We start from the raw sequence: 26,633 nt of genomic DNA on the forward strand, positions 1-26,633 counted from the left end.
GCGGAGGGACGAGGTCACGGAGATGGGCGCTCCGGATCGACCCGATCCTTCACCCGATCTCGCCCGCATGGGCGAGGGGGCGCCTCCGTGTGAAGCGTTCGGTCCGCACCCGTCCTTACACCGCCCGACGCTCCCGGTCAGCGCCCCGCCTGCGGCTCGGTGGCCGCTTTCCAGTCCGGATCGACGCGCAGGTTCGCGGTCTCATGCGTCTCCTGCCAGCCCTCGACGCCCTCGGGAAACCAGCGCACGCCGGTATAACCCTTCAGCACCAGCCGCTTGCCGGCGTTCCAGCTGCCCCAGCACTCCACGTGGCAGAACACCACGACGGGCTTGGCCGTGTCGCCGCCGGTCAACGCCGCGACCCGCGCGTAGAACAGAGCCTCGCGCTCGGCCGCCAGGGGCTCCGCTCCGGCCTCCGGCATCCAGACCGCCCCGGGGATCGAGGGATGCACCGGCAGCCAGAGTCGGCCTGCGGGGAAGTTCGACGGCTTGCGGTCCGGCGCCGCCACGTCGATCAGCACCGGCTTGTCCGGCCCCGCCATCAGGGCGGCGAGGCCGTCGGCGTCGATCACCGCGGCCCCCTTCAGGGTCGGCGGCGTGTAGCCCTTCGGCGGCCCGGCATAGAGCCCCTCGGGCTCCGGCACGTTGACCGGAGAATCGGCCGGCGCGGCCGCGAGGCACAGGAGTGCGACACAGGCCGCCGCGGCCCGGCCGGCCAGGATGAAGCGGCGCATGGTCAGTTCGTCGGGCTCGGCGGGGTGAAGCTGTGCTGCCAGCGGCCGCCCTGGTTGTCCGAGGCCGCCACCTGGATCGGCTTGCCGTCCGGCTTGAACGCGAAGTTGATCACCGGGTTCGAGGAGATCGAGATGTCGCCCGTCATGGTGAACACCGTCTGGTCGCCGGCCGAGACGGTGAGCTTGTCGATGTAGCGGGCCGGCGTGAAGTCGCGGGTGACCTGGTTCATCTGCATGCCGGAGAAGTTCGGGTGGCGGACCATCAGGGTCGCCTCAACGGGCTTGCCGGGTGCGGTCTCGGCGAACTTCATCCGCATGTCGCCCATGCCCTTCATCGCCTCCTCGTCGCTCATGCCCATGGGGGCCGAGCAGCCGCCGGAGGCCTTCACGAACTGCTTGGCCTCGTAGAGCTTGCCGTCCTGGGTCTCCACCACCGCGTGCATGTCGGTGTAGTTGTTCACCCGCACGCGCAGCTTCAGCTCCGACGTGTCGGCGGCCGGGCCGAACTCGAACTTGGCCGCGTAGGGCGCCGGGTTGTCGTCGATGATCAGCGAGACCGCCTTGATCTGCCCGTCCTTGGGCATGGTCAGGGTGATCGGCACGAGGGCGGCGTCCAGCGCCCGGGCCGGCGCGTCGATCTTCACCAGGGTGTCGGTGGGCGCGATCTGGCGGTCGCCGAAGATCGACTTGGCGATCTCCTGCCACCGGGCCGCCCGCTCCTGCTCGGTGTCGGAGGCGCCGGCGGCCTGCGCACCGTGGACGAGGGGTCCCGCCAGGGCGGTGGCCGCTAGGGCGACGCCGAGTGCGAGGTTGGAGAGTGTCTTTCCGATCCGGTGGGTCATGGCGTGCCTCCCGTAGTCATCAGATATGGGGATCCGAAACTCTATTCCCACTCGAGTTCCTGATAGGCCACGGTGACGTTGCGGCCGTTGTAGGTCTCGAACAGGGCCCACTTGTCCCGCTGATCCGCGGCGACGCTCGATACCGCCTTCTCGATGGAGACGTCCTTGGCGATCGCCGCCCGTGTGCCGTCGCGGAGCGCGGTCAGGTAGCCGGTGAGGTCGGCGAGCGCCGGGGCGAGGTCCACCGCGACGGGGCCGTGGCCCGGGACCGCGCGGGTCGCGCCCATGCCCTTGAGCCGCTCGGCCTCCTTGAGCCAGCCCCGGAGGCTGCCGTCGAGGGACGGGATCCGGTTCACGAACAGCAGATCGGCCGGAAACAGCAGGCCGCTGCCGGAGTCGATCATCGACAGGTCCGAGGTGGTGTGGGCGGCCCCGTGCGCCGTAAAGGYCAGGCGGCGGTCGCCGAGATCGATCTCGGCCGTGTCGGCGACGGACAGCGTCGGGTAGACCACCGGCCCGGTCCGGTCCTCGCCGAGGAGGTCGATCAGGCGCTTGCGGTAGAACTCGCCCCGGGCGGACAGCGCCTCGGTCAGCTTGGCGTGTCCGACGAAGACCGGCTTGTCCTGCATGAAGGCCCCTGCCCCGAACACGTGGTCCGGATGGACATGGGTCAGCACCACGTGGGTGATCGGCTTCTGCGTGCGCTTGCCGATCTCGGCGCGCAGCCACTGGCCGTCGGCGAGGCTGCCGCCGGATTCCGTCACCAGCACGCCGTTCTTGCCGACGATGAAGCCGACATTGGCGATGGCGTCGGCATTCTCGGCCGTCGCGTCGGCGATGAGCCCTTTCCGCACGAAGATGCCGGGGCCGACCTCCTCCATCGTGAAGGATTCGGCCGCGCGGCCCAGGGTCGGCAGGCAGCACAGGCACAGGCCGCCGAACAATGCGCCGCGCCGCGACACGGTGCTGCGGCCCGCGACGGCGGATTCCCACGGATCGACGGCGGAGGCCGTCATGCCGAACCCTCCCAATCTTGTTGTCTACCATTAAGTAGGTAGATTCAGGGACCGTCAAGTGACAGACAGGCGGTGGGACATGGGCGGGTCGCACGTTCGCGTGACCCGCTCCGGGAGACGAGGTTCGCGATGAGGGACACCCGCGCCGAATTGCTGATGCAGGCCGAGACTCTGGTCCGGGGCCGGGGCTATGCCGGGTTCAGCTACGCCGACCTCGCGGAGGCGGTGGGCATCCGCAAGGCGAGCATCCACCATCACTTCCCCACCAAGGTGGATCTCGGGGCCGCCCTGGTGGCGGCCTACGCGGCCCGCTACGCCGCCGCCCTCGAGGCGATCCGCCGCGACGTACCCGACGGTCCGGGCCGGGTGGAGGCCTATGGCCGGCTCTACCTCGGCGGTGTCGAGCAGGGGCTCGGCTGCCTCTGCGCGGCGCTGGCCATCGAGGGCGAGGCCCTGCCCGAACGACTGCGCCAGGACATCGCGGCCTTCTTCACGGATCACCTCGCGTGGCTGGAGACGATCCTGCGGGCGGGCCAGGCCGACGGCAGCGTCCGCGACGGCGCGGATCCGGCGGCGCTCGCCCGCTACGTCGTCGCCACCCTGGAGGGGGCGCTGCTGATGGAGCGGCTGTTCGCGAGCCCCGCCGCCTTCCGGGGGACGCTGGCGGTGCTGGTGGAGGGGCTCAGGCCGCGATGAACCGCGCGTAGCCGTCCGCCCGCAGCCGGCAGGCCGGGCAGGTGCCGCAGCCGTAGCCCCAGGGATGACGCTGTCCGCGCTCCCCGAGGTAGCAGGTGTGGCTCTCCTCGACGATCAGCTCGACCAGCGCCCGCCCGCCCAGGGCCTCGGCGAGACCCCAGGTCTGCGCCTTGTCGCGCCACATCAGCGGCGTATGCAGCACGAAGCGTCGCTCCATCCCGAGGTTGAGCGCCACCTGCAGGGCCTTGATCGTGTCGTCCCGGCAGTCGGGATAGCCGGAATAGTCGGTCTCGCACATGCCGCCGACCACGTGCCGGAGGCCCCGCCGGTAGGCCAGCGCCGCCGCGAAAGTCAGGAACACGATGTTGCGGCCGGGCACGAAGGTGTTGGGCAGGCCCGACGCCTCGTAGCCGATCGCGGATTCCCGGGTGAGCGCCGTCTCCGAGACCTGCCCGAGGGCGTCGAGGGACAGCGTGTGGTCGTCCCCGAGGCGGGACCCCCAGGCGGGGTTGAGGCGCGTCGTGCCCGCCCGCAGTGCCGCGCGCCGGTCGAGCTCGACCCGGTGGCGCTGGCCGTAATCGAAGCCCAGGGTCTCGACATGGTCGAACCGGTCGAGCGCCCAGGCGAGGCACGTGGCCGAATCCTGGCCGCCGGAGAACAGGACCAGCGCCGCGCGGTCGCCGGGGATCGCCGCCTCACGCGCCATCGTACTCGGCCCAGGACATCGGGGTCTCGGCGACCCGCACCAGCGCGAGGCCCGGCAGATCCGGCTGCAGGCGCTGCCAGATCCAGGCTGCGATGTTCTCGGCGGTGGGGTTCTCCAGCCCCGCGATCTCGTTGAGGCAATGGTGGTCGAGGCGCGCCAGCAGCGGGCCGAAGATCGATTCGATGTCGTAGAAGTCGATCACCCAGCCGGTATGGGGATCGACCGGGCCGGCGACCGTCAGCTCGACCCGGTAGGAATGCCCGTGCATCCGGTGGCAGCGATGGGTCTCGGGCACGTTCGGCAGCCGGTGGGCGGCCTCGAAGGTGAAGGCTTGGGTGATCTTCATGGGCGGGCTTCGCGGGCTGTGGCCGATCTCGCACCCGCCATAGCGCCGACGGGCCGTCCCGCGCAAAGGCGGGCTGCCCTGCGTGCCGCGGCGGCGGCGGATCAGGCCCCGGCGGCCTCCTCCGACCACCGCGCGTACCACGCCTTGAACAGGCGCAGCTGGTTCTCCGCGTAGTGGCGCTGGCCGGCGCTCAGCGCGTCGGTGGCGTTGAAGTGGAGTTCGTATTCCGGGTTCCCCTCCAGCACCATCAGGTACTTGTAGTACAGGACGAGGTCGGTGCCCTCGTCGAAGCTCGACAGGATCGCGAGGGCCGAGTCGAGTTCCATCGCCCGCCGCCGGGCCTGGACGTCGCCGGTCGCCGCCTTCTCGCACAGGGCGACGAGGTGCAGGACCTCCCGCGGCAGGACGTTGCCGATGCCCGTGATCGCGCCCCGGGCGCCGCAATTGACGTAGCCGTGCACCACCTGCGTATCCACCCCGACCATTAGGGTGATCTCGGGGGATTGGCCGGTGATGTGCTCGGCCGCGTAGGTGAGTGAGGCCGCGCCGCCGAACTCCTTGAACCCGACGAGGTGCGGGTACCGGTCGCGCAGGCGGAAGAACAGGTCGGCCCGGGTCTCGAAGCCGTAATAGGGGCTGTTGTAGATCACGGACGGCAGGTCGACCGCCGCATCGAGGATGCCGGAGAAATGGGCCTCCTGCGCCGCCGCCGCGCTGCCGCGCGACAGGACCCGTGGGATGATCATCAGGCCGTGGGCGCCGGCCGCCTTGGCGTGGGCGGCGAGGGCGGCCGCCCGCTTCGGGTTCTGGGCGCCGGTCCCCACGATGACCGGGACGCCGGCCGCCAGCAGCCGCTCGACCCCCGCCATGCGCTCCGCGTCGGTCAGGAGCGGCCAGTCGCCCATCGAGCCGCAATAGACGACCGCCGACATCCCGGCATCGACGAGCTGCCGTCCCTTGCGCGCGAGGGCGTCGAGATCGGGCGAGCGGTCCGGCCGGCAGGGCGTCATCAGGGCCGGGATCGTGCCGGAGAAGATCTGTTGGTCTGAGGCCATCGGCGGGTCGTCCGGTCTGGAGGCGGTCATCCCGGCCGGCGACGGAGCCGCACCGGAGGGCGGGCCTGTCCATGCCAGCGGCGGTCCATGATGGCAAGGATTTTATACAATCACGCGGGGCATGTGGAGCGCGCGACCGTCGCCCAGGAAGGCCATCAGGGCGTCGGCGACATGGCAGACATGGTCGACCAAGAGGGCGCAGGCGGCCGAGACGTGACCGTTCCGGCACAGCCGGACGATCTCGCGGTGCTCCCGGTCGGCCCGTTCCAGTTCGGCCACGTCCGTCGAGAGCTGCAGGCGCGTGTAGCGGTCGCATTCTGCCAGCAGCGCGCCGACGATGCCGAGGGCACGCGGGCGGTCGGCCCGGCTGTAGAGCAGGAGGTGCAGGTCGGTGTTGAGGGCGCCCCAGCGCGCCGTGGCGCCTGCGCTCAGGGCGGCGGCGTACTCGTCGAGGAGAAGGTCCGCGCGGCGGAAATCCGCCTCTGTCAGCAGGGGAGCCGACATCGCCAGGAGCCGCGGTTCGAGGACCGCCCTCAGCTCCAGGGCCTCGGCCGCATCGGCGGGCGAGAGCGGGGCCACCGTCGCCCCGCGATGCGGATGGATCCGCACCAGGCCCTCGGCCTCGAGCTGGAACAGGGCCTCCCGCACCGGGATCCGGCTGGCGCCGAACTCGGCCGCCAGGCCGTCCTGACGGAGTTGCGATCCGGCCGGATAGCGCCCGTCGAGGATGCGCTGCCGGATCTCGGATCCGATCGAACCCGCGAGGGTCCGGTTCTTCATCATCGACTCGTCCCCCCGTCAGGCCCGGGCGCGCGACGGAGCCCTTGACGGCGCCGCCCCGATGCTGAGATTGTATAAAATAACTCGGGCGTCAGGGCCTGATCAGGAGAGGGTTTGCCCGCCATGACGCTCCATCGCCGCCAACTCCTGGCCGGCACCGCCTGCGCGGCCGCCGCCACCATCGGCCGCCCGTATCTCGCCCGGGCGCAGCCCGGCGGCGGCAGCGTGCTGCGCTTCATCCCGTCCACGCCCCTGCCGTCCCTCGATCCGATCGTCGCCACGAGCTACGTCATCCGCAACCACGGCTATCTCGTCTACGACACGTTGTTCGCCACCGACGAGAATTTCCGGATCCAGCCGCAGATGGTCAGCGACTGGCAGACCGCGCCCGATGGGCTGCGCTGGACCTTCCATCTCCGCGATGGCCTCAGCTTCCACGACGGCGCCCCCGTCGAGGCCAAGGACTGCATCGCCTCGGTGGCGCGCTGGTCCAAGCGGGACGCCTTCGGCCAGACCCTGGCGGGCTTCGTGGAGGGGTACGGCCAGGAGGACGCCCGGACCTTCACCATCAGCCTGAAGCAGCCGTTCCCCCTGCTCCCGGCGGCCTTGGGCAAGCTGTCCTCCAACGTGCCGTTCATCATGCCGGAGCGGATCGCCCTGCAGGATGCCTCCAAGCCCATCGCCGATCCCATGGGCTCCGGCCCCTGGCGCTTCGAGGCGCGGGAATGGATCCCCGGCCAGAACGCGATCTACACCCGCCACACCGGCTACCGCCCCCGCGAGGAGGCGCCCTCCTGGGCGGCGGGCGGCAAGGTCGCCAAGGTCGACCGGATCGAGTGGCTGGCCATCACCGAGGCCTCCGCGGCGGTGGGCGCGATGATCCAGGGGGCGGTCGACTGGTACGAGCAGCCGGCGATCGACCTGATCCCGGTCCTCAAGGGCAAGCCGGGGATCGAGATCCGCAACGTGCCCCTCGGGCTGATCCTGCTGATGCGGTTCAACCACACGCAGCCGCCGTTCAACAATCCCGAGATCCGCCGGGCCGTGATGATGGCCATGAAGCAGGACGACTACATGCAGGCGGTGGTCGGCAGCCCCGAATACTACCGGGAGGCCAAGACCTTCTTCACGCCGGGCTCGCCGATGTCGACCGGCGCCGGCGGGGCCGCCGCCATGCAGGGGGACCTCGCCAAGGCCAAGGCGATGCTGGCCAAGGCCGGCTACAAGGGCGAGCGCGTGGTGCTGCTGGCCCCGGCCGACCAGCCGATCGCCTACAACCAGTCCCTGGTGACCCAGGATCTGCTCAAGCAGCTCGGGATGAACGTCGATCTGGTCTCCACCGACTGGGGCAGCTTCATCGCCCGCCGCGGCAACCGCGGACCGGTCGATGCCGGCGGCTGGTCGCTGTTCCACACGCTATGGTCCGGGGCGGACGTGCTCAATCCGGCCCTGCACCCGCTGATCCGGGCCAACGGTCAGGCCGCGTGGTTCGGCTGGCCGGACGACCCGACCCTGGAGACCCTGCGCAGCGCGTGGATCGCCACGGGCGACGAGGCCCAGCAGAAGGCGCTGGCCGCCCGCATCGAGGAGCGCGCTTTCGAGGTCGTGCCCTACGCCCCGGCGGGCCTCGTGCAGCAGCCGATGGCCGTCAGCACGAAGCTCAAGGGCATGGTCATGGCGCCCGTGCAGTTCTTCTGGAACATCGAGAAGACCGGCTGAATCCGGGCCGGCCTGAAGGCTCGCCGTCTTTGCGAGCGGAGCGAAGCAATCCAGCGACGCTACGCTTGCCGACGTCCCGCTGCCCTGGGTTGCTTCGCTCCGCTCGCAAAGACGAGCGGGCTCGGATGCCCCTGCGGCCTCAGCCTTCGCCCTTCTCGGAAACCCCAGCCTGCGCGAAGGTCGCCATGCCCGTGTGGCAGGCGAGCGCGCCCTTGAGCAGGCCCATCGCCATGCCGGCGCCGGAGGCCTCGCCGAGGCGCATGCCGAGCGCCAGCAGCGGCACCAGGCCGAGCCTCTCCAGCACCTCGGCGTGGACGCCCTCCGCCGAGACGTGGCCGGCCAGGCAATGGTCGAGGGCGCCCGGGTCGGCGGCGTGCAGCACGGCCGCGGCGGCGGTGGCCACGTAGCCGTCGATCACCACCGGGATGCGCTGCAGCCGGGCGGCCAGGATCGCCCCCGCCATGGCGGCGATCTCCCGGCCGCCGAGGCGCGCCAGCACTTGGAGCGGATCGTCGAGATGCCCGGAATGGTGCGCGAGCGCCGCCTCCACGGCCGCGACCTTCCGGGACAGGCCGTCCCGGTCGATTCCGGTTCCGCGCCCGACCCAGTGAGCGGCCTCGCCGCCGAACAGGGCGGCGTAGAGGGCGGCCGCCACCGTGGTGTTGCCGATCCCCATCTCGCCGATGCCGAGGCAGTCGGTGCCGGCGGCCACCGCCTCCATGCCGAACGCCATGGTGGCGACCGTGGCGCGCTCGTCGAGGGCCGGCGCTTCCGTGATGTCGCCGGTTGGCATGTCGAGGGCGAGGTCGAACACCTTGAAGCCGAGACCGTAGGCCGCGCAGATCTGGTTGATCGCCCCGCCCCCGGCGGCGAAGTTGTCGAGCATCTGCCGGTTGACCGCGTCCGGGAAGGCCGAGACGCCCCGGCGCGTGACCCCGTGGCTGCCGGCGAAGACGCAGACCAGCGGCCGGTCGAAGCTCGGCGGCGCCTTGCCCTGCCACGCCGCCAGCCAGGAGACGAGGCTCTCCAGCCGTCCGAGGGAGCCCTCAGGCTTCGTCAGGGTCGCGTCCCGGGCGGCGACGGCGGCCTTCGCCTCCGCGTCAGGGCCGGGCATCGCCTTCAGCAGGTTGCGGATGTCGTCGAAGGGACCGGGTTCGGGAGCGGTCATCGGGTCTGTCACCGGGTCTGTCATGGCGGCGATGATTTCCTGTGGGCACTCCCGGACAGGGAGACGGGGCCGGATCGGAGCGACTATACTGGTCGGGCTCGCTCCACCGGCGCGCGGTGGCGGGCGGATGCGAGAGGCCGCGATGGACAGGCAGACCGGCGGGGAGGCCGACTGGCCCGGGCGCGGCGCCCTCTACGACCTCGCCGGGTGCCTGCGCTTCTACTCCCGCCTGCCGGTGCCGCAACTGCCCGGCGAGCCGGACCCGCACCGCAGCCCCGACTTCACCACCCTGCCCCGAATGCTGCCGCTGGCCGGCCTGATCCTGGCCTTGCCCGCGGCGCTGGTCCTGGCCGGCGGCTGGCGGATCGGTCTCGGGCCGTTCCTGGCCGCGACGCTCGCCATCGCGGTGCTGGTGGTGGCCACGGGCGCCCTGCACGAGGACGGGCTCGCCGACGTCGCCGACGGGTTCGGCGGCGGCACCACCCGGGAGCGCCGCCTGGAGATCATGCGCGACAGCCGGATCGGCGCCTACGGGGGCGCGGCCCTGGTCCTGGCGCTGGCCCTGCGGATCGGCGCCCTGGCGACGCTCCTCGACCGGACCGGATACGCGGCCGCGACCGGCCTGATCCTGGCGTCCGCCCTGTCGCGGGTCGCCGCCCTCGCCCCGATGGTGCTGCTGGCGCCGGCGCGGCCGGGCGGCCTCTCCGCCGCGGTGGGCCGTCCGGATCGGGCGAGCCTCGCCACCGCGTCCGGCCTCGGCGCGGCCCTGGCGCTCGCTGCCGTGCCGCTCGGCCTGCCGTTCGGCGGCGTCGCGCTGATGATCCTGTGCGCCGCCCTCGCGGCTTTGGGCGTGACCCGGTTGGCGCGCGCCAAGATCGGGGGGCAGACCGGGGACGTGATCGGCGCCTGCCAGCAGGTCTCGGAGATCGCCGCCCTGCTGGCCCTGGTGGCGGCGATGGCGGGAGGTGCGGATTGAGGATGCGCGCCGCGTCTTGACCCGGCCACGATCGCCCGGCCAAGGGTTTTGGATGCCGCCCGCGCCGAAGCCCTCCTCGCCCTGCACCAAGGTCTGCGTGCTCGACGCCGCGAGCGGCCTGTGCTGCGGCTGCGGGCGGACCCGCGACGAGATCGCCGCCTGGGGCACGCTTTCGGAGTTGCAGCGCCGCGCGGTCATGGCCGGGCTCGAGGCCCGGATGCGGGAGGCCGGCCTCACGCCCCTGGAAGCACCCGTGCCGTCATGATCTATCTCGGCCTCGCCGCCCTCGCACTGGTGGTCCTCGCCCTGGTCCTCAGCGACGGCAGCGACAGCGTCGGCGGCGTGATCGGACCCGACCAGCTGGCCACCCTGGCCTGGACCGGCACGATCCTGCTCCTGGTGGTGGCCGGGTTCTGGCGGTCCTTCACCGCCCGGCTCGGCGCGAACCTGCAGGCGCTCCTGGCCTGGGCGCTGATCGGCCTCGCCCTGGTGATCGGCTACAGCTACCGCGACCGGATCCAGGAGGTCGGTGCCCGGGTGCTCGGCGATCTCCGGCCGGGAAGCGCGACGTCGAGCGGCGACGGGTCCGTCACCATCACCCGGCGGGCGGACGGCGACTTCCGGGTCGATGCCGAGGTGAACGGCCGGGTGCAGCTCTTCCTGTTCGATACCGGGGCGAGCAGCGTCGTGCTGACCGCCGAGAACGCCGCCGCCCTCGGCCTCACGCCCGCCCCCGCCGACTTCACCGCCCGCGTCTCCACCGCCAACGGCATCACCTACGCGGCGCCGACCCAGCTCGACTCGCTCAGCGTCGGTACGATCACCGAGCGGCGGGTGAACGCCATGGTGGCCAAGCCCGGGGCGCTCTCCGCGAACCTCCTCGGCCAGAGCTTCCTGACGCGGCTCTCGGGCTACGAGGTCCGGGGCGACCGCCTGATCCTGCGCCGGCCCTGACGGGGCGGTGGGACGCGCTCAGGCCGCGCGGGCCTCGGGCGCTGCGCGGGAGACCAGCGCCACCGCCGCCCGCAGGGTCGCGAGGTCGGCCTCCGGGCGCATGCCGTGGGTGGAGAGGTGGCGCCGGAAGGCCCGCGCCCCCGGCCGGCCGTTGAACAGCCCGAGCATGTGCCGGGTGACCGCGTGCAGGCGCTCGCCCCGGGCCAGGAGCGCGGCGACGTAGGGCTCGAACGCCTCCACCGCCGCGAAGGCGTCGGGCGCCGGCGCCGGCACGCCGAACAACCCGGGATCGACGCCGAGCAGCAGCGCCGGTTCGGTGTAGGCGGCGCGGCCGACCATGACGCCGTCGACCTCGGCGAGCCGCGCCCGCGCGGCGTCTAGGTCGCGCAGGCCGCCGTTGACCGCGATCGGCAGGCCGGGCAGCCGCTGCTTCAGCCGCGCCGCCCGGCCGTAATCGAGGGGCGGCACGTCCCGGTTCTCCTTGGGTGAGAGACCCTGGAGCCAGGCCTTGCGGGCGTGGACGATCAGGCCGTCGACGCCCGCCGCCGCCACGGCATCGGCGAGGGCGTCCAGGGCCGCCTCGGGGTCTTGGTCGTCGACGCCGATCCGGCACTTCACCGTCACCGGCACGGAGACTGCCGACTTCATGGCGGCGACGCAGTCGCCGACCAGGGCCGGCTCGCGCATCAGGCAGGCGCCGAAGCGGCCCTCCTGCACCCGATCCGACGGGCAGCCGACATTGAGATTGACTTCGTCGTAGCCGAAATCCGCGGCGATCCGCGCGGCCTGCGCCAGCGCCGCCGGGTCCGAGCCGCCGAGCTGGACCGCCACCGGGTGCTCGACCTCCGCGAAGCCGAGCAGGCGCTCCCGCGATCCGTGCAGGACCGCGCCGGTGGTCACCATCTCGGTGTAGAGCCGGGCGCGCGTCGAGAGGGTCCGGTGGAACGCCCGGCAGTGACGATCCGTCCAGTCCATCATCGGGGCGACGGAAAAGCGCCATCCACTGAGATTTTGAAGTTTTTCCGGTCCGGCAATCACTTGCTGTCGCTCTCGTGCTGTCCCTCGCCGGGACCCGGCGTGCCCGATCGGGCCTCGGACTGCGCGCAGCACAGCTGTGCTGTACGTGCTCGCCCCCGTGCTGAACCACCGCGGGGGACGCGATGGGGACCATCGTCGAGCGCGCGGAAGAACGGGACGACGGGGTATCATGCCCGGATCGTCGTCAAAAGAGACGGCACGGTCCATCGCGAGGCCCGGACCTTCGACCGCCGCGCGGGCGGCCGCGGCCCGGATCCGGAGGCGGGGGAAGGACTTCGACGCGTCCGGTACCCGCGCTCAGGTGAAGACCCAGGTCCGAATCGCCGGCATTCCGGCAGCCGTACACACATCCCTGGCATTCAAGGGCGCTCGGACGCTCCGTCGTTCCGGACCTTCGGACGTCGCCCGCGACGCGGGGCATTTTGCAGGTCATAGGGACGGGGCACTCCCGCTTGCCCGAGATGATGCTGCGCCTACGCCTCGAAGCGTATCCCGCGCCGGCCGATTCGAGGCACGGACCGCCGAGCGCCGATCGGATCAGACGAGCCCTCTCGGCGTCGGACCCGCCACGGAGGTCAACGATCCAGACAGCCGGACCATAGAGCAAACGAGGCCGGAACGACCCGGGACGCACATGCGGGCATTTCGGCTTGACGGACCTGTGTGCTGGCCCTCTCGGACGGCGTCAGCCGTCCAGATTGACTCCGAAGCCCGCTCCTGATGGTGCCCTCGCACGTTTACTTGCGTTTTCAGACCGAGCCAGCGAAACATCAGCCATATTCGGCCCGGCGCCGTTCGTGAGCAGCGGCGAGGAGACCTCAGTGGTAAAATCCAAAACACCAGAGCCCGTCCCTACGGGGATCGAGGGACTGGACGAAATTCTGCGCGGCGGACTGCCGCCGTCCAATTTGTACATGCTGCAAGGGTCACCCGGCGCCGGCAAGACAACGGCCGCTCTTCAATTTCTGCTGACCGGCGTCGCTGCGGGCGAGCGTTGCATCTATGTCAGCCTCTCGCAGACAGCGGCGGAGCTCAGATCGATCGCCGTGTCGCACGGTTGGGACCTCGACGGCATACGAGTCGAGGAACTGTCCGCTTCGGACGCGGTCAGTGGTGCCTCAGACCAAACGATCTTTCAAACTGCGGAACTGCGCCTGGACGAAACGCGACAGGCCATCGAAGAAGCGATCGAGGCGTACAAACCCAGCCGCCTCGTCTACGACTCGCTGCTGGAGATCAGGCTGCTCACTGGCGACACGCCGCGGTTCCGCAGGGAGCTGATCGGCTTCAAGGCTTTTCTGGCCAAGCGCAACGTGGTCGCCCTGCTCCTCGACACGCAGAACGGTGAGGGGATGAACGGCGAGGAGGTCGAAGGCATCGCGCATGGCGTGATCCGGTTCGACAAGTCGCTCGAGGAGTACGGCGCCGTGCGTCGGCGGATCGAAGTCAGCAAGATGCGCGGCGTGCCGATCGCGGACGGGTACCATGACATGGCAATCCGCGAGGGTCAGGGGGTTGTCGTGTTCCCCCGAATCGTACCGGGAGCGGCCACCGAAGCCTGCGCCCCGGAACTGATCAAATCGGGCGTCGACACGCTCGACGAGATGTTCGGCGGGGGGCAGGAATCGGGAACGACAACCCTCGTGATCGGACAGTCCGGGACCGGCAAGTCCACGATGGCTTCGCTGTACGCGACAGCCGCGTTGAAGCGCGGCGAGAGCGTGGCCTTGTTCCTGTTCGAGGAGCGCTTGGAAACCTTCTTCCGCCGCTCCGAAGGACTCGGCATGAATCTGCGCCAGTTCTACGAATCTGGTCAGCTGATCATCCGCGATTTCAATCCCAACGAAATCTCGCCGGGCGAATTCGCACAGATCGTCCAGGGCATCGTCACCGAGGACAACAGCCGGGTCGTGGTGATCGACAGCTTCACCGGCTATCTCAATTCTCTGCCTCACCGGGAAAAAGCCGTCCGCGACATCCAGGCGCTTCTGAAATATCTCGCACGGGCCGGTGTTCTCACGATGTTGATCGTGGCCCAGCATGGCCTCCTGGGCCAGAACGTCGGGATCGATGTCGACGTCAGCTTCCTCGGCGATACCGTCCTGCTGCTCCGCATCACCGAGCATGACGGCCGGCTGCGGCGCAACATCACGGTGGTTAAGAAGCGGCATGGCCCGCACGACCTCGATGTCCATGAGCTCTTCATCAAGAGTTCCGGGGTGACGGTCGTGCCCTACAATCCGCTACCGGAAGCGTGAGCGCTTCGGATTTGGACGATCTGTCCACGCTGGATCACGTGCTGGTCCTGGCACCCTACCGCAAGGACGCGTCTTTCCTCGGTCGTCTACTGGAGGAGAACGATATCCGCGTCGCGATCTCCACCGGCATCGACGACCTCGCCGGCCGGCTCGCGACGTTGCCGGGAGTCTTGGTCGCGACCCATGAGGCACTGACGCCACCCGTTCTGGAAGCGGTCGCGAGCCATGTCGCCTCGCAGCCGGCCTGGTCCGAAATACCGATCATCGTGCTGCTCGATCGGGCTTCGCCCCACATGCGCGTGCGCGCCGAACTGAGCCGGATCTGGCCGCGGGCACGCCACCTCTTCTACCAACGGCCCGTAAGTCCCGTGGAGTTGGTCAGTGGCGTTCAGTCCGCCTTGCTGGCCCGACTTCGGCAACGCGACGTCAGGGATCACATCGCGCGCGAAATCGAGTTGCGTCGCGAGTTGAACCACCGCGTCAAGAACATCCTCGCCAGCGTCGTCTCGATCTTCGAGATGACCCATCGCGGCGCAACCTCGCTCGAGGGATTTGCAGAGGATTTCAGAGGACGGCTCGGCGCACTGGCCAACGTGCATTCCGCCGTCTTCCATGCCGTCGGGGAAAACGTGGCGGTTCAAGAGATCGTCGACCTCACCTTCGGCCCCTATCGACTGACGGGCGAGGATCGCATCTCGTCGGCCGGCCCCGCGGTCATGCTACACCGCGAGGCCGGGACGACGCTCGCGCTCTGTCTCCACGAACTGACGACCAACGCGATCAAGTATGGCGCGCTGTCCACCCCCGAAGGCCGTGTGCGTTTCGAATGGCAGGTTTCGGATGAAGAACCGCGCGCATTCTCGATCCGTTGGCGCGAGCGTGATGGACCGCCGGTCGAGGCCCCCGTGCGCGTCGGCTATGGAACCCGCTACTTGCGAGCGGCTTTGACGGGAATGTTCGGCCAGAAGCCGACGATCGGTTTCAACCCCGAGGGCCTCGCGTGTGATGCTCGCGGGCTCTTGTCCCGGGTCTCCAGCGACTCGTAGTCCGATCGAGCGTTCACTGCGGACCATCCGTTGAAAAATATCCGGATAAACAGATGCGGATAGTATGCTTAGAGGACAATCCTCTTGTAATATTTTATATAGAACAGCTCCTTGAGGATCTGGGATATGTTTTCGTAGCAGGTTTTGAAAGTTTTTCCGATCTGAAGGAAGAATTTTCGGGTCTGGAATTTGACGCTGCGCTGGTGGACATCGATCTTGCCGATGGGCGTACGGGTCCTTCTGCAGCCGCTTGGCTGCTCGGGCGCGGCATTCCGACGATCTTTGTTACGGGACAGGAGCAAATTGCCGATCAGCATCGCGAGATCGCGATCGCAACGATCAGAAAGCCTATTTCGCGCGATGAATTTAAAGACAAAATGCAATTTCTTGGATCGAAAAACGCGTAAAATCGAAACATCATCGATCGTCGGATGATCCAAGTCTGGTGTCTGTGTCTGTGGCTGCGCCGCGATCCTAGTCCCGACAAGGCTTCTGCGCGAGTCGGCAGATGCCTGCAATGGCGTCCTTTCCGTCGAAAAACGGGTCAGGTTTTCAAATGCCGGTAAAGCGCTGCGTCGAACGGCAGCGCTTGGTTAGAGCCATGCCCGGCCGAACAAACGGGACCTCACCAAATTGCGCAAAGCCGTCGTGAAACCGGAAGGCGCGCGGCCTGTGCGTGCGTAGCCGGCAATACGCTGATCTGAGTCGTGGTGCGCGGCGTGCGCATCTCGAACTTCGTGCTCCATTCGCCCCGGCCCACCAGCCCCGCCCACGCCGCGGCCTCAGTGGGCGTTGCAGGCGTCCATCGCCGCCGTCGGCGGGCCGGACCGGTCCAGCGCACCGATCGGCGCCCGCGGGCTGTGCGACAACTGCACGCGGTCGCTCGTCACGAGGCCGGCCTTGGAATCGCGCCACGGCCGCGCGCCAGGCCCTCGCCACCCTGTTGCCGCGCCGCCCTGATCGGCGCCATCGTATCCGACCTGTGCTCCGGCAGGCGCATCGCGGCTTGGGCTCGGCGGCCGATTCGCGGGAACCGCCGCCCAATGGCGCTGGTGAGACGCGGGGCCGAACGGGTCGAAGGTGCGCGCGGTCTCGCTGTTCTTCGCTCAACGCGCCGAGGCGGGCTGCGGATGATCCAGGGAAAGGGCTTCCGCGTTCGCCCTGTGCTGCGCGAGGGCTCTCACCAGGCGGCGACCGAGGCGCATGCAGGGCCGCTCGACGTAGCGGTGTACCGGAGCGGCAAGGGCGATGGCGACGATCATCGCGGCTGCAATCATGAGATGGCCATGCGACGCGATCCCCATCGACCGCGTGACGGCGATCACCACCTCCTGCGCGACGGGACCGAACAGGTAGAGCCCGTAGCTGATCGCACCGAGCCAAGCGAAGACAGGCCCATGGATCCTGCATCGCGTGGTCATCAGGACGAAGACGAGCAGAGCGGCCCAATAGGTTGCCGTGTAGCGATACCAAGTCTGACCAAAACCGAGATCGCGCCCATAGGCGAGCACCGAGATGAGCGGTACCGAAAGGGCGATCAGGGCGAGGAGGTACAGGGCGGCACGTCGTGCATCGGCCCGTTGCTCGATCAGCCAGCCGCGCCAGACAGCGCCCCAGAACATGATCGCAAGGGATAACGGGAGTGCGACCGGTAAGGCTTTGCCGAGGTGGTAGCGCGCCACGGCCATCGCCACGGCAGCCAAAAGCATCGCCCCTGCCGAGATCGCGACGCCGGCCGTCCGCTGAAGAGAGCCCGCGCGGAACAGGAGCACACACAGGGCGTAGAAGACCAGCTCGATCTGTAAAGTCCAGTACAGCAGGATAATGTTATCGATGCCGAAAAACTGCTGCAGCATCGTCACATTCGCGATCACCGTTGTCGTCGAAATAGCGCGTCCCGGCAGGACATAGAAGGCGCATATCCCCAAGGGAATCGAAAGCCAGTAGGCTGGATAAAGGCGGAAGAACCGACTGATCGCAAAATCCCTGACCGGCGTTCGGCTTTGCGCGTCGAACGAATAAGGAATCACGAAGCCGGAAACGGAAAAAAATATGATGACTGCGACTTTACCCAGATCCATATACTGGGTTAGTACGATAAATATTCCCCGCTCGACTGCGCCCGACACTTGATCGGTTCTCAGCAGATGCTCCGCGAAGTGGAAATAGATCACCGCCAGAGCAGCAAGGCCGCGGATTGTATCGATATAGCCGAGCCGTTCGCCTCGCATCGCCCTCCCCGAGAATTCGCAGGACCGCATGACGCGCGCGGTTTCAAAGCACTTTCGCGTTCGTGTGACCCTTACATGAGGCTTTGGTTCGCGGGCGGAATTCGCGCGGCACGGTTAAGCCGCACGCTCTGATCGCTCCAGGATGCAGGGGCGAGCGGAAGGTCGGACGTGTTCGCAGGGCAACGTTTCCAGCCGGAGGATACGGAACGCCGGTGCCCCGGCGCAGGCACCCGGCCCTGGAAGCGCTCGGCGAAGCATGTCTCGCATGTCCGGATGGCATGGGAATGTTCTCCCGCGATGATAAAATATTTTTTCGAAGAATCTGAAGCATAAATCTGATTCTTTCCAATAAATAATTTTAGTGCAAATAATGTTATTTGGAGAATTGGCGAAATGACTATCGGTAAAAAGGTATTTCTGCTGATCGGAGGGATGCTCCTGGCATTTATAGAGATCGTGGGCGCGGAGATGTCCTTGATCGGCGACGGGATGATGGAGGGCCGCAAGGAGGCTGTCCGCGCCCAGGTGCAGTCGGCCCACAACATCGTGACGACCCTGGCCCAGCAGGCCGAGGCCGGCGCGTTCACGGTCGAAGAGGCGCGGCGGCGCGCCGGCGATGCCCTGCGGGCGATGCGCTACAACGGCGGCGACTATGTCTTCGTCTACAGCGCGACCCCGGGCGACATCGGCCGCAACGTCGTTCATCCCGATCCCAGGATCGAGGGCACCCGGTCCCGCGACGACGAGGCCATGAAGAAGACCTTCGTCTGGACGATGATCCAGCGCGCCCGGGCCGGCGGCGGCTTCACCGAGTACCGGTGGGCACGCCTCGGCGAGACCGAGCCCGCTCCGAAGGTCGCCTATTCCCTCGCCTACGAGCCGTGGCAGTGGGTCATCAGCTCCGCGCTGTACGTGGACGACATCGAGGCCCTGGGCCGGACGCGGATGCTCACCATCCTGCTCTGGCTGATCCCGCTCGCGATCGGGATCGGGGTTGTCGGCGTCCTGCTGGCGCGCAGCATCACCCGGCCCCTGAGCGCCTTCACGGCGGCCCAGCGCCGGCTCGCGGCCGGCGAGATGGATGTCGTGATCCCGGGGCGGGGGCGGCGCGACGAGATCGGCCAGATGGCCGAGGCCGCCGGCGTGTTCCGGGACAGCATGATCCAGGCCCAGACCCTGTCGGCCGGGCAGCGCGCCGAGCAGCAGCACCGACAGGAGCGCGCCCGCCGGATGGAGGAGGCGACCCGCGACTTCGACGACGGGGCAAGCCGGCTCCTGACCCGGGTCGACAGCGCGGCCGCAGGGATGCGCGAGGCCTGCCGGGCCATGTCGGACACCGCCGCGGTGGCGGCGCAGCAGGCCGGCTCGGCGGCCGGCGCCGCGCAGCAGGCGGCGGCCAACGTCCAGACCGTGGCGGCGGCCACCGAGGAACTGTCGGCCTCGATCGGGGAGATCGGCATCCAGGTCGCCAAGTCGGCCGAGATCGCCGGACAGGCGGTCACCGAGGCGGAGCGCACCGACCGGCAGATCCGCGGCCTGGCCGGGGCGGCGGAGAAGATCGGGGAGGTCGTGCGGATCATCTCGGCGATCGCCGAGCAGACGAACCTGCTGGCGCTCAACGCCACCATCGAGGCGGCGCGGGCCGGCGAGTCGGGGCGTGGCTTCGCGGTGGTGGCCGCCGAGGTGAAGAGCCTGGCCGGGCAGACCGCAAGGGCCACCGAGGAGATCACGGCGCAGATCGCGGCGATCCAGGGGGAGACGACCGAGGCGGTCGATGCCGTCCACGCGATCGGCAGGACGATCGACACGATGAACGCCATCGCCGGCGCGATCGCCGCGGCGGTGGAGCAGCAGCGGTTTGCCACGGGTCACATCTCGGAGAACATCGACGAGGCGTCCCGGGGAACCGATTCGGTGAGCCAGAACGTGGTCTCGGCCTCGGCGGCCGCGGAGGATACGCGCCGCACGGCCGGCGAGGTCGGCGCGGCGGCCGGCGACATCTGTGACAGCGCCGAGACCTTGCGGGGCGCGGTGACGCGCTTCCTCGCCGAGATGCGCGCCGCCTGAGCGCGGTCGGGGTGGCAGGGCCGGCGGGGGCGCGCATCTCGGTGCGCCCCCATCCGGCCGGATCGTTCAGAGGATCGGCATGGCCCCGGCCACCGTGACGAGCGCGCCGGATGTGTAGCTGCTCTCGTCCGAGGCCAGCATCACGTAGGCCGAGGCGAGTTCCGCGGGCTGGCCCGGGCGGCCGAACGGCACCTGGCTGCCGAAGGATTTCACCGCATCCTCGCGCATCCCCGCGGGGATGAACGGGGTCCAGATCGGCCCCGGCAGTACCCCGTTCACCCGGATGCCCTTCTCGGCGAGCAGCTGGGCGAGGCTCAGCACCATGTTGCTCAGCGCACCCTTCGTGGCGCTGTAGGCCATGAGCGACGGCATCGGGTGCTTGGAATTCACCGACGAGGTGAAGATCACCGAGGCGCCGGGCTTCAGATGGGCGAGGGCCGCCTTGGTCACGTAGAACGCGCCGAACACGTTGGTGCGGAAATGGTCCTCGAACACGGTGTCGTCGATCGCCGTGAGGTCCTGGTTCGGCTGCTGGAACGCGCCGTTGTTGACCAGCACGTCGAGGCGCCCGAACGTCTCCACCGTGCGGGCGACGATCTGGCGCCCGTAGGCGGCATCCTTGAGGTCGCCCGGCAGGAGCAGCGCGCGGCGTCCCGCCTTCTCGACCCACTGGCCGACCGCCTCCGCGTCGGCCTGCTCCTCCGGCAGGTAGGAGATGGCGACATCCGCACCCTCCCGGGCGAACGCGATGGCGACGGCGCGGCCGATCCCGCTGTCGCCGCCGGTGATCAGCGCCGCCAACCCCGTGAGCTTGCCCGAGCCCTTGTAGCTGGCCTCGCCGTGGTCGGGCTCCGGCTCCATGCGGCCGGTCTTCCCGGGAAAGCTCTGGGGCTGTGCCGGGAAGGGCGGACGGGGATACTTGTGCAGCGGGTCCGTGGTCACGCGACATCTCCGGTGGGGATGACGGTCCAACCGCGGGGCATCGGGGGTGTTCCGGCGCTCCGACGTCGCGCCCGGCCCGTCGAAATCCGGCCTGGATCGCCGACCCGGGCACGAACGGCCTTCCGGTCGAGATCAGCCGACACAGGTCAGCAACAGGCGTCCCCCATTCTGCGCCGGGGAGATCGCGCGATGATCGACATTCAGCCGGAGGATCGGGCCACCCGCGTGATCGATCGCGCCCTGCTCTGTGCGGCGATGCTCTCGCTCACCTTCGGGTTGGCCACGGGCCTCTGTGGCCTGCTGCCGTGAGCCGAACCGAAGGCCTCGCCCCGGGCCGCGGATCATGACCCGGCCGGGTCGTTCTCCCATGCGCCGGTCCGGACGTGATCACACCGCCCTGGCTTTGATCGGCGCGGGGCTCGCCGTGCTCGCCCTCGCGCTGCTGCTGGTCGGAATCCCATGAGCGGGCGTCGGCGATGCTGCTGAACCGCGCCGTGGTCGCGACGCTGATCCTCGCGGCCGTCGCGTTCCTGCTCTATCTGGCCGGTCTCGCGCGCGGAGCCCTGTCGCCCAACGAGCCCTACGCCACCAGCATCGGGCTGACCCTCGACCAATGCGTCGCCACGCAGGACGGTCTCGCACCAGAGGACGCCCGATCCTATTGCCGGCGGCCGGTGCCGAAGCGCCCCTGAACGTCCGGTTGCAGCGGGGCCTCCCTCCGGACGCAGAACGCCCCAGGCGCGAGTCCTGGGGCGACCTTCGACGGGGCGACCAGTCTGATCGGGCTGGGGATGCTCAGCCGAAGGATCGATGGGGTGCCGCTCAGTAGCTCCCGAACTTGTAGTTCAGGCCCAGGCGGCCGAGGACGCCCTCGTTCGGATAGCGGGACGCGAAGGCGTTGACGTTCCGGAATGTCGGCAGGACCGGGATCGTGCGGCTGCCGAGGTCGTAATACAGCGCCTCGCCCTTCACCGTCACCGCGTTGGCGTGCAGGACGTTCAGGAAGGAATCGGTGGGCAGGGCATACTCCACGCCGCCACCGACCGCGTAGCCGGTTTCGATGCGCGAACGGCTGCCGTAATAGTTCGGCACGTTGCCGGTCTGGAACAGGCTGGTGCGGTAAGTCTCGCCCGCATAGGCAAAACCGCCCGTCGCGTAGAACAGGGTGCGGTCCACCGCATAACCGACACGGCCGCGCACGGTCCCGAGGTAGTCGCTGGACTGCCGGAAGCTGTTGGTCCCGAGAACGATGCTCTTGTAGTTCTCGCGCCCGCGCAGGCCCGTATAGCCCAGATCGGCCTCGACGCCGACGACGAAGCCCGCGCCGGGCGTGAACTGATAATTGTAGCCGACCTGGCCGCCGCCTGTGAAACCGTCCCGTTGCAGGTGCGCGGGGGCCGAATAGTCAGCGAGGGGAAGTCCGCTTCTCGTCCGGATCACGCCCGCCGTGTTCACGTCGTCCTTGGTCGACCCGATATAGCCGGCGTTGATACCGAAATAGGCGCCCGTCCAGGTGAAGACCGGCAGCGCGATCGGTGCCGGCGGGAGCGCGCGGCGGGGTAGATCCGCGGCCGCGGCGGCAGTGCTCAGTGCGGCGAGGACAGCCGCGGACGTCACGATGTTCTTCATGTCGGTTGGTTCCGAGAATTCGATGGCGGAACCGAGGTATCCGGATCTGACGTTTCGGTCTGTGATCGCGATGCAACAGAAATTATCAAGCGTACTTGCGATTTATTCGAGTGTTTTTGATTGGAATATAATTTAATTGATCGTTATATTGCGATGAATTGAATGGTTTACGGCCGATAGGACGGAGTTATACATGTTCCATATTAAGTGATTACGTAGTTGTGCGGTGGTCGCGGGGCGGCGCCGTCCGGACTGACCCCGCCGGAAACGGGAGCGGCGCCCGATCGGTCTTCGATCGGGCGCGCCGGCTGGCGCCCTCTCTAATGATCGTGGCTGCAGCCGGCGCCGTGCACGTGACCATGATCGTGGTCATGATCGTGACCATGGCGATGCTCATGGCCGTGCGCGTGGTCGTGATGGCTGTGGTCGTGTCCGTGCCCATGGTCGTGGTGCGCGTGGTCGTGGTGATCATGGCTGTGATCGTGGCCGCAGGTGCTGTGATCGTGGGCGGCGCGCTCGGGCCGGAAGGCGCGGGAGACCGAGGTCGCGACGCAGCCCTGCCCGCGCACCAGCTCGGCTGCCGCGGGCGTCGCCGGGACGTAGAGCGTGTCCGCGGCGATCTCGGCGGGCACGTGGCTGCCGCCGAGCTGCCAAGCGAGGCGCAGCAGCCGGGCCGGGTTCTCGGCGCGCACCTCCAGGAGTGCCTCGGCGGCCGCCCGCACGGCGACGAGCCGGCCGTCGTCGAGGCGCAGGGCGTCGCCGTCCTCCAGGGCTGCGGCCTTCGTGAGCGCCACGTCGAAGCCGAGGCCGCCCTCGGCCACCAGGGATCCCGAGACGGCGTCCCGGGCCGCGCGGTCCAGGATCACCGTGTCGGCGACGCGGTCGGCGCGCACCGCCGCCCGGCGGACGATCGTGGTGGCTGTCGGCATGGGACCCTCGGATGTGGCGCCGCGGCACCCCGGCCGGAGCGCCGCCTGCCAGGTGGCATAGGGCGAGACGGGAACCCGGCGCAACTCCGGACGCGGCGGATGGAACCTTAGCCGTAGGGCCGACATTCCTTTCCTGCTAAGCTCGGCGCGATCCGCCACGTTCACGGCCACCGGCCGGACCGGATGCACAAGGGAGTTCTGGGGACCATGAAGAAGCTGACGGCAGCCGCCCTCGCCACCATCGCCGCCCTCTCGCTCGGCGCCTGCAACACCCCGGAGGATCGGGCGCTGGGCGGTGCGGGCCTGGGCGCGCTGACCGGTGCCGCGATCGGTGCGGCCGCCACAGGCCGTGCGGGGGGCGCCCTGGCGGGTGCCGCGATCGGCGGCGCCGGCGGCGCCATCGTGGGTGCCTCGACCGCGCCGCGCTGCCCCTACGGCACCTACCGCGACGCCTACGGCAACATCTACTGCCGCTGAGCAAAGCCGAGAGGGGCCGGGCACAGCCCGGCCCTTCCTCGCGGCGTGCGGAGCGGCTATTTCGTCGCTCGGCCGGGGCTCTCCCGGCGCCGGAATGACGCCGTCCCCGATGACCGCACCGAGCCGAGGATCCGCACCGGGACCGGGCCGCCCATGAATCAGGCGACCAGATCCCAGGGCGTGTGGGGCAAGCTCGGCGGCGCCGGCCTGGGCCTGGCGATCGGTGGTCCCCTCGGTGCCCTGATCGGCGGTGTCGCGGGCCATTTCCTGATGGACCGGGTCGGCGCGCCCTTCGCCCGGACGCCGCGCGACGTCGTGTTCACCACCGGGCTCGTGGCGCTCGCCGCCAAGATGGCCAAGTCCGACGGCGTCGTGCTGCCCTCCGAGGTCGAGGCCTTCGGCCGGGTGGTGCAGGTGGAGCCGGCGGCGCGCCCGGGCGTCGAGCGCCTGTTCGACCTCGCCAAGAAGACCACGAACGGTTTCGAGGCCTACGCGCGTCAGCTGGCGACCACCTTCGGCGACGAGCCGGCCCTGCTGGAGGACGTGCTCGACGGCCTGTTCCAGATCGCCGGCGCCGACGGGGCGCTCCACGAGGCCGAGGAGCGCTACCTGCGCGCGGTCTCGGGCATCTTCGGCTTCGACGAGGCCGCGTTCCAGCGCATCGCCGCCCGGCACGTTCGTCTGCCGGACGACCCCTACCGCGTCCTCGGGCTCGACCGGGAGGCGAACGACGCCGCCGTGAAGGCCCGCCACCGCGCGCTGGTGGCCGAGCACCATCCGGATCGCGCGCTCGCCCGCGGCCTCCCGACGGAGGCGGTGGCCATCGCCACGCGGCGGCTCGCCGCGATCAACGCCGCCTACGACCGGATCGCGCAGGAGCGCGGGCTGCGATGAGCCTCGATCCCGACAGCCCCCTCGCCCGCCGCGTCGCGCCCTCGCCGAACCACGGCGCCCGCCGCGCGGGGCCTGTCGACATGCTGATCCTCCATTACACCGGCATGGAGAGCGGGGCCGCCGCCCTGGCGCGCCTGCGCGACCCGCTGAGCGAGGTCTCGGCGCACTACCTCGTGTTCGAGGATGGCGGCATCGTCCAGTTGGTGCCGGAGACCCGCAGGTCCTGGCACGCCGGTGCCGGCGCCTGGAAGGGGGAGCGGGACGTCAATTCCCGTTCGATCGGGATCGAGATCGTCCATCCGGGTCATGCCGGCGGTCTGCCGCCCTACCCGGAGGCGCAGGTCGACGCGGTGATCGCACTCACCCGGGACATCCTCGGCCGCTGGCCGATCCCGCCGGAGCGGGTTCTCGCCCATTCCGACGTGGCCCCGGAGCGCAAGGAGGATCCCGGCGAGGTCTTCCCCTGGGACCGCCTCGCGGCGGCGGGACTCGGCCACCACGTGCCCCCCGCCCGCCTGCAGGACGGCCGCTTCTTCGCGCGGGGTGATGCGGGCCAGCCCGTCGAGGCGCTGCAGGCGATGTTCGCGCTGTATGGCTACGACCTGCCGGTGACCGGTTCGTTCGACGCGCGCACCCACGCGGTGGTCGCCGCGTTCCAGCGCCATTTCCGCCAGGCGCGGGTGGACGGCGTGGCCGACGCCTCGACCATCACCACCCTGCGCGACCTGATCGCGGCGCTGCCGGCGGCCTGACGGGCCGCCGGTTCCGCCTCAGGCGCGGTGGGCGCGCGCCTCGTGCGGGTGCGGGTCCGGCTCCGCCAGGGCGGGCGCGTCGGTCCGGGTCCGCCACAGGCTGTAGGCGACGCCCGCCGCCAGGAGCGTCAGGGTGACCACCAGCGACACCCACGGCTGGACCGTCACGAGGCCGAACGTGTCGGCCACCACGATCTTGGCGCCGATAAAGATCAGGATGAAGGCGAGCGCGGTCTTGAGATAGGCGAACCGGTCGACCATCGCGGCCAGCGCGAAGTAGAGGGCGCGCAGGCCCAGGATCGCGAAGATGTTGGAGGTGTAGACCACGAAGGTGTCGGTGGTGATCGCGAAGATCGCCGGCACGCTGTCGACCGCGAAGATCACGTCGGCGCCGTTGACCAGCACCAGGGCGAGCGCCAGTGGGGTGAAGTACAGCGCGGCCCGGCCGGTCTTCGGATCGGCCTTGCGCACCGCGAAGCGCTGGCCGTGCAACTCGGGGGTGACCCGGAAGGTCGTCTTGAACCAGCGCACGACGGCGCTGTTCTGGAAGTCGCCCTCCTCCTCGTCGCCCGACAGCAGGATCTTCAGGCCGGCATAGATCAGGAAGGCGGCGAACAGCGACAGGACCCAGTGCACCTCGTGCACCAGGGCCGCGCCGAGGCCGATCATCAGGCCCCGCAGCAGGACGGCCGCCAGGATGCCCCAGAGCAGGACCCGGTGCTGGGCGGCCCGGGGGATGCCCAGCGCCGTGAGGATCATGGCGATGACGAAGACGTTGTCCATCGACAGCGACTTCTCGACCACGAGGCCGGTGACGTATTCCTCGCCGGATTGAGGCCCGAGATACCACCAGATCCAGCCGCCGAAGGCGAGGCCGAGGGCGAGGTAGAAGCCGGTGAGCGCCAAGCTCTCCCGGACGCCGATCTCATGCTCCTTGTCGCGGTGGAGCAGACCGAGGTCGAAGGCGAGCAGGCAGGCGATCAGGAGGTGGAAGCCGAGCCACATCCACAATGGCTTGCCGAGCCATGCGATGGTGAGAACGTCCATCATGTGCGGGACCTGATGCTGATTCCGAATGGAAAGCATCGGCTCCGACATCACGGGCGCTGAGCAGCGCCCGCCAGAGGGGCCCGCAGCCGATGGGGCCGAGGTAAGCGGTGATCCGGGCGAATCAAGGGCAGGGCCGCGGCCGCCGGTATGCGGGCGACGTCTGCCTCGGCCCCCCGCAGGCCGGCGAAGCTGTTCCGCCGCGGTCGTGCCGACCCGCTGCTGGAAGGCGTGCCGGACGGCGTCGGCATCGCGGCCCGCGGCCGCTGCCGATCGCGCAGGATGGGGCGGGAGGCGCGCCTCAGGCCGGCTTGTCCGGCGCGCCCCCATC

The 26,633-nt window shown here is 69.4% G+C and carries 27 protein-coding genes; 13 read left to right on the top strand and 14 right to left on the bottom strand.

The features are described 5' to 3' along the window. Positions 1–137: 137 nt before the first annotated feature. From AC1DXK_RS17855 to AC1DXK_RS17865, 3 genes are read right to left on the bottom strand one after another with little or no spacing between them, the layout of a single operon-like run. On the bottom strand, positions 138–734 hold the full coding sequence (locus tag AC1DXK_RS17855; RefSeq protein ID WP_457107937.1) for a rhodanese-like domain-containing protein: 597 nt from the start codon (positions 732–734) through the stop codon (positions 138–140). A gap of 2 nt (positions 735–736) precedes the next feature. Next, positions 737–1,576, bottom strand: coding sequence for a quinoprotein dehydrogenase-associated SoxYZ-like carrier (locus AC1DXK_RS17860; protein ID WP_457107936.1), 840 nt, complete (start codon positions 1,574–1,576; stop codon positions 737–739). Positions 1,577–1,617: 41 nt separating this feature from the next. After that, the gene (locus tag AC1DXK_RS17865) at positions 1,618–2,592 is read right to left on the bottom strand and encodes a quinoprotein relay system zinc metallohydrolase 2 (protein WP_477298527.1); all 975 of its coding nucleotides are present in this window, start codon (positions 2,590–2,592) and stop codon (positions 1,618–1,620) included. 129 nt (positions 2,593–2,721) lie between these two features. On the opposite strand from AC1DXK_RS17865, the gene AC1DXK_RS17870 reads away from it, so the two are divergent. After that, a complete protein-coding gene (locus tag AC1DXK_RS17870; RefSeq protein ID WP_457107934.1) occupies positions 2,722–3,288 on the top strand; it encodes a TetR/AcrR family transcriptional regulator in 567 nt (188 codons plus the stop codon). Here AC1DXK_RS17870 and queC read toward each other — a convergent pair. The 4 genes from queC to AC1DXK_RS17890 form a co-directional block, all read right to left on the bottom strand. Then, on the bottom strand, positions 3,275–3,994 hold the full coding sequence (gene queC / locus AC1DXK_RS17875; protein ID WP_457107933.1) for a 7-cyano-7-deazaguanine synthase QueC: 720 nt from the start codon (positions 3,992–3,994) through the stop codon (positions 3,275–3,277). The two genes, AC1DXK_RS17870 and queC, sit on opposite strands and share 14 nt — an antisense overlap. Continuing rightward, complete coding sequence (queD, locus tag AC1DXK_RS17880; protein WP_457107932.1) at positions 3,984–4,340, bottom strand: 6-carboxytetrahydropterin synthase QueD; 357 nt, start codon at positions 4,338–4,340, stop codon at positions 3,984–3,986. The genes queC and queD overlap by 11 nt, the downstream gene beginning before the upstream one ends. A gap of 101 nt (positions 4,341–4,441) precedes the next feature. Further along, entirely contained in the window at positions 4,442–5,395 is a 954-nt protein-coding gene (locus tag AC1DXK_RS17885; RefSeq protein ID WP_457107931.1) for a dihydrodipicolinate synthase family protein, read from the bottom strand. Positions 5,396–5,497: 102 nt separating this feature from the next. Then, on the bottom strand, positions 5,498–6,175 hold the full coding sequence (locus tag AC1DXK_RS17890) for a GntR family transcriptional regulator (protein WP_457107957.1): 678 nt from the start codon (positions 6,173–6,175) through the stop codon (positions 5,498–5,500). A gap of 123 nt (positions 6,176–6,298) precedes the next feature. Between AC1DXK_RS17890 and AC1DXK_RS17895 the strand changes: the two genes are divergently transcribed. Further along, complete coding sequence (locus AC1DXK_RS17895; protein ID WP_457107930.1) at positions 6,299–7,894, top strand: ABC transporter substrate-binding protein; 1,596 nt, start codon at positions 6,299–6,301, stop codon at positions 7,892–7,894. 139 nt (positions 7,895–8,033) lie between these two features. Here the strand turns inward: AC1DXK_RS17895 and cobT are convergent, their stop codons facing one another. After that, positions 8,034–9,062: a nicotinate-nucleotide--dimethylbenzimidazole phosphoribosyltransferase gene (gene cobT / locus AC1DXK_RS17900; RefSeq protein ID WP_457107929.1), complete on the bottom strand. Its 1,029-nt coding sequence runs from the start codon at positions 9,060–9,062 to the stop codon at positions 8,034–8,036. Positions 9,063–9,204: 142 nt separating this feature from the next. Between cobT and cobS the strand changes: the two genes are divergently transcribed. The 3 genes from cobS to AC1DXK_RS17915 are packed head-to-tail and all read left to right on the top strand — an operon-like array spanning position 9,205 to position 10,992. Next, positions 9,205–10,038 (top strand): adenosylcobinamide-GDP ribazoletransferase, encoded by an 834-nt coding sequence (gene cobS / locus AC1DXK_RS17905; protein WP_457107928.1) that lies wholly within the window; start codon positions 9,205–9,207, stop codon positions 10,036–10,038. Positions 10,039–10,090: 52 nt separating this feature from the next. Further along, positions 10,091–10,303, top strand: a complete 213-nt coding sequence (locus tag AC1DXK_RS17910; RefSeq protein WP_457107927.1) for a DUF1289 domain-containing protein — start codon at positions 10,091–10,093, stop codon at positions 10,301–10,303. Further along, positions 10,300–10,992 (top strand): retropepsin-like aspartic protease family protein, encoded by a 693-nt coding sequence (locus AC1DXK_RS17915; protein ID WP_457107926.1) that lies wholly within the window; start codon positions 10,300–10,302, stop codon positions 10,990–10,992. Before AC1DXK_RS17910 ends, AC1DXK_RS17915 begins: the two co-directional genes overlap by 4 nt. An 18-nt stretch (positions 10,993–11,010) precedes the next feature. On the opposite strand, the gene dusA is transcribed toward AC1DXK_RS17915, so the two are convergent. After that, the gene (gene dusA, locus AC1DXK_RS17920) at positions 11,011–12,030 is read right to left on the bottom strand and encodes a tRNA dihydrouridine(20/20a) synthase DusA (RefSeq protein WP_457107925.1); all 1,020 of its coding nucleotides are present in this window, start codon (positions 12,028–12,030) and stop codon (positions 11,011–11,013) included. A gap of 821 nt (positions 12,031–12,851) precedes the next feature. Here dusA and AC1DXK_RS17925 point away from each other — a divergent pair. Genes AC1DXK_RS17925 through AC1DXK_RS17935 form a run of 3 tightly spaced genes read left to right on the top strand, consistent with a single transcriptional unit; the run spans position 12,852 to position 15,741 of the window. Beyond that, complete coding sequence (locus AC1DXK_RS17925; protein WP_457107956.1) at positions 12,852–14,288, top strand: DUF7125 family protein; 1,437 nt, start codon at positions 12,852–12,854, stop codon at positions 14,286–14,288. 11 nt (positions 14,289–14,299) lie between these two features. Then, positions 14,300–15,334 carry an HWE histidine kinase domain-containing protein gene (locus AC1DXK_RS17930; RefSeq protein WP_477298532.1) on the top strand — a complete coding sequence of 345 codons (1,035 nt, stop codon included), beginning with the start codon at positions 14,300–14,302 and terminating at the stop codon, positions 15,332–15,334. 53 nt (positions 15,335–15,387) lie between these two features. Next, positions 15,388–15,741 carry a response regulator gene (locus AC1DXK_RS17935; RefSeq protein ID WP_477298534.1) on the top strand — a complete coding sequence of 118 codons (354 nt, stop codon included), beginning with the start codon at positions 15,388–15,390 and terminating at the stop codon, positions 15,739–15,741. A 699-nt stretch (positions 15,742–16,440) separates the two neighbouring features. Here the strand turns inward: AC1DXK_RS17935 and AC1DXK_RS17940 are convergent. Next, on the bottom strand, positions 16,441–17,565 hold the full coding sequence (locus AC1DXK_RS17940; RefSeq protein ID WP_457107922.1) for an acyltransferase family protein: 1,125 nt from the start codon (positions 17,563–17,565) through the stop codon (positions 16,441–16,443). Between the two features lie 393 nt (positions 17,566–17,958). Here AC1DXK_RS17940 and AC1DXK_RS17945 point away from each other — a divergent pair, with 393 nt between their 5' ends. Further along, a complete protein-coding gene (locus AC1DXK_RS17945; RefSeq protein WP_477298536.1) occupies positions 17,959–19,632 on the top strand; it encodes a methyl-accepting chemotaxis protein in 1,674 nt (557 codons plus the stop codon). 66 nt (positions 19,633–19,698) lie between these two features. Here AC1DXK_RS17945 and AC1DXK_RS17950 read toward each other — a convergent pair whose 3' ends face one another. Further along, positions 19,699–20,574: an SDR family oxidoreductase gene (locus AC1DXK_RS17950; RefSeq protein WP_457107920.1), complete on the bottom strand. Its 876-nt coding sequence runs from the start codon at positions 20,572–20,574 to the stop codon at positions 19,699–19,701. A 476-nt stretch (positions 20,575–21,050) separates the two neighbouring features. Here AC1DXK_RS17950 and AC1DXK_RS17955 point away from each other — a divergent pair, with 476 nt between their 5' ends. Beyond that, a complete protein-coding gene (locus tag AC1DXK_RS17955; protein ID WP_457107919.1) occupies positions 21,051–21,266 on the top strand; it encodes a hypothetical protein in 216 nt (71 codons plus the stop codon). 130 nt (positions 21,267–21,396) lie between these two features. Here the strand turns inward: AC1DXK_RS17955 and AC1DXK_RS17960 are convergent, their stop codons facing one another. Then, the gene (locus AC1DXK_RS17960; protein ID WP_457107918.1) at positions 21,397–22,203 is read right to left on the bottom strand and encodes an outer membrane protein; all 807 of its coding nucleotides are present in this window, start codon (positions 22,201–22,203) and stop codon (positions 21,397–21,399) included. Positions 22,204–22,523: 320 nt separating this feature from the next. Continuing rightward, complete coding sequence (locus AC1DXK_RS17965) at positions 22,524–23,132, bottom strand: urease accessory protein UreE (protein ID WP_457107917.1); 609 nt, start codon at positions 23,130–23,132, stop codon at positions 22,524–22,526. Between the two features lie 207 nt (positions 23,133–23,339). On the opposite strand from AC1DXK_RS17965, the gene AC1DXK_RS17970 reads away from it, so the two are divergent. From AC1DXK_RS17970 to AC1DXK_RS17980, 3 genes are all read left to right on the top strand, one after another. Further along, complete coding sequence (locus AC1DXK_RS17970; protein ID WP_007560631.1) at positions 23,340–23,609, top strand: hypothetical protein; 270 nt, start codon at positions 23,340–23,342, stop codon at positions 23,607–23,609. A 153-nt stretch (positions 23,610–23,762) separates the two neighbouring features. Beyond that, positions 23,763–24,503 carry a TerB family tellurite resistance protein gene (locus AC1DXK_RS17975; RefSeq protein ID WP_457107916.1) on the top strand — a complete coding sequence of 247 codons (741 nt, stop codon included), beginning with the start codon at positions 23,763–23,765 and terminating at the stop codon, positions 24,501–24,503. Next, on the top strand, positions 24,500–25,255 hold the full coding sequence (locus AC1DXK_RS17980; protein ID WP_457107915.1) for an N-acetylmuramoyl-L-alanine amidase: 756 nt from the start codon (positions 24,500–24,502) through the stop codon (positions 25,253–25,255). The genes AC1DXK_RS17975 and AC1DXK_RS17980 overlap by 4 nt, the downstream gene beginning before the upstream one ends. Positions 25,256–25,273: 18 nt before the next feature. On the opposite strand, the gene AC1DXK_RS17985 is transcribed toward AC1DXK_RS17980, so the two are convergent. Beyond that, positions 25,274–26,305 carry a TerC family protein gene (locus AC1DXK_RS17985; protein ID WP_457107914.1) on the bottom strand — a complete coding sequence of 344 codons (1,032 nt, stop codon included), beginning with the start codon at positions 26,303–26,305 and terminating at the stop codon, positions 25,274–25,276. Positions 26,306–26,633: the final 328 nt, after the last annotated feature.

The sequence above is a fragment of the Methylobacterium sp. P3_A11 genome (genome assembly GCF_056403155.1).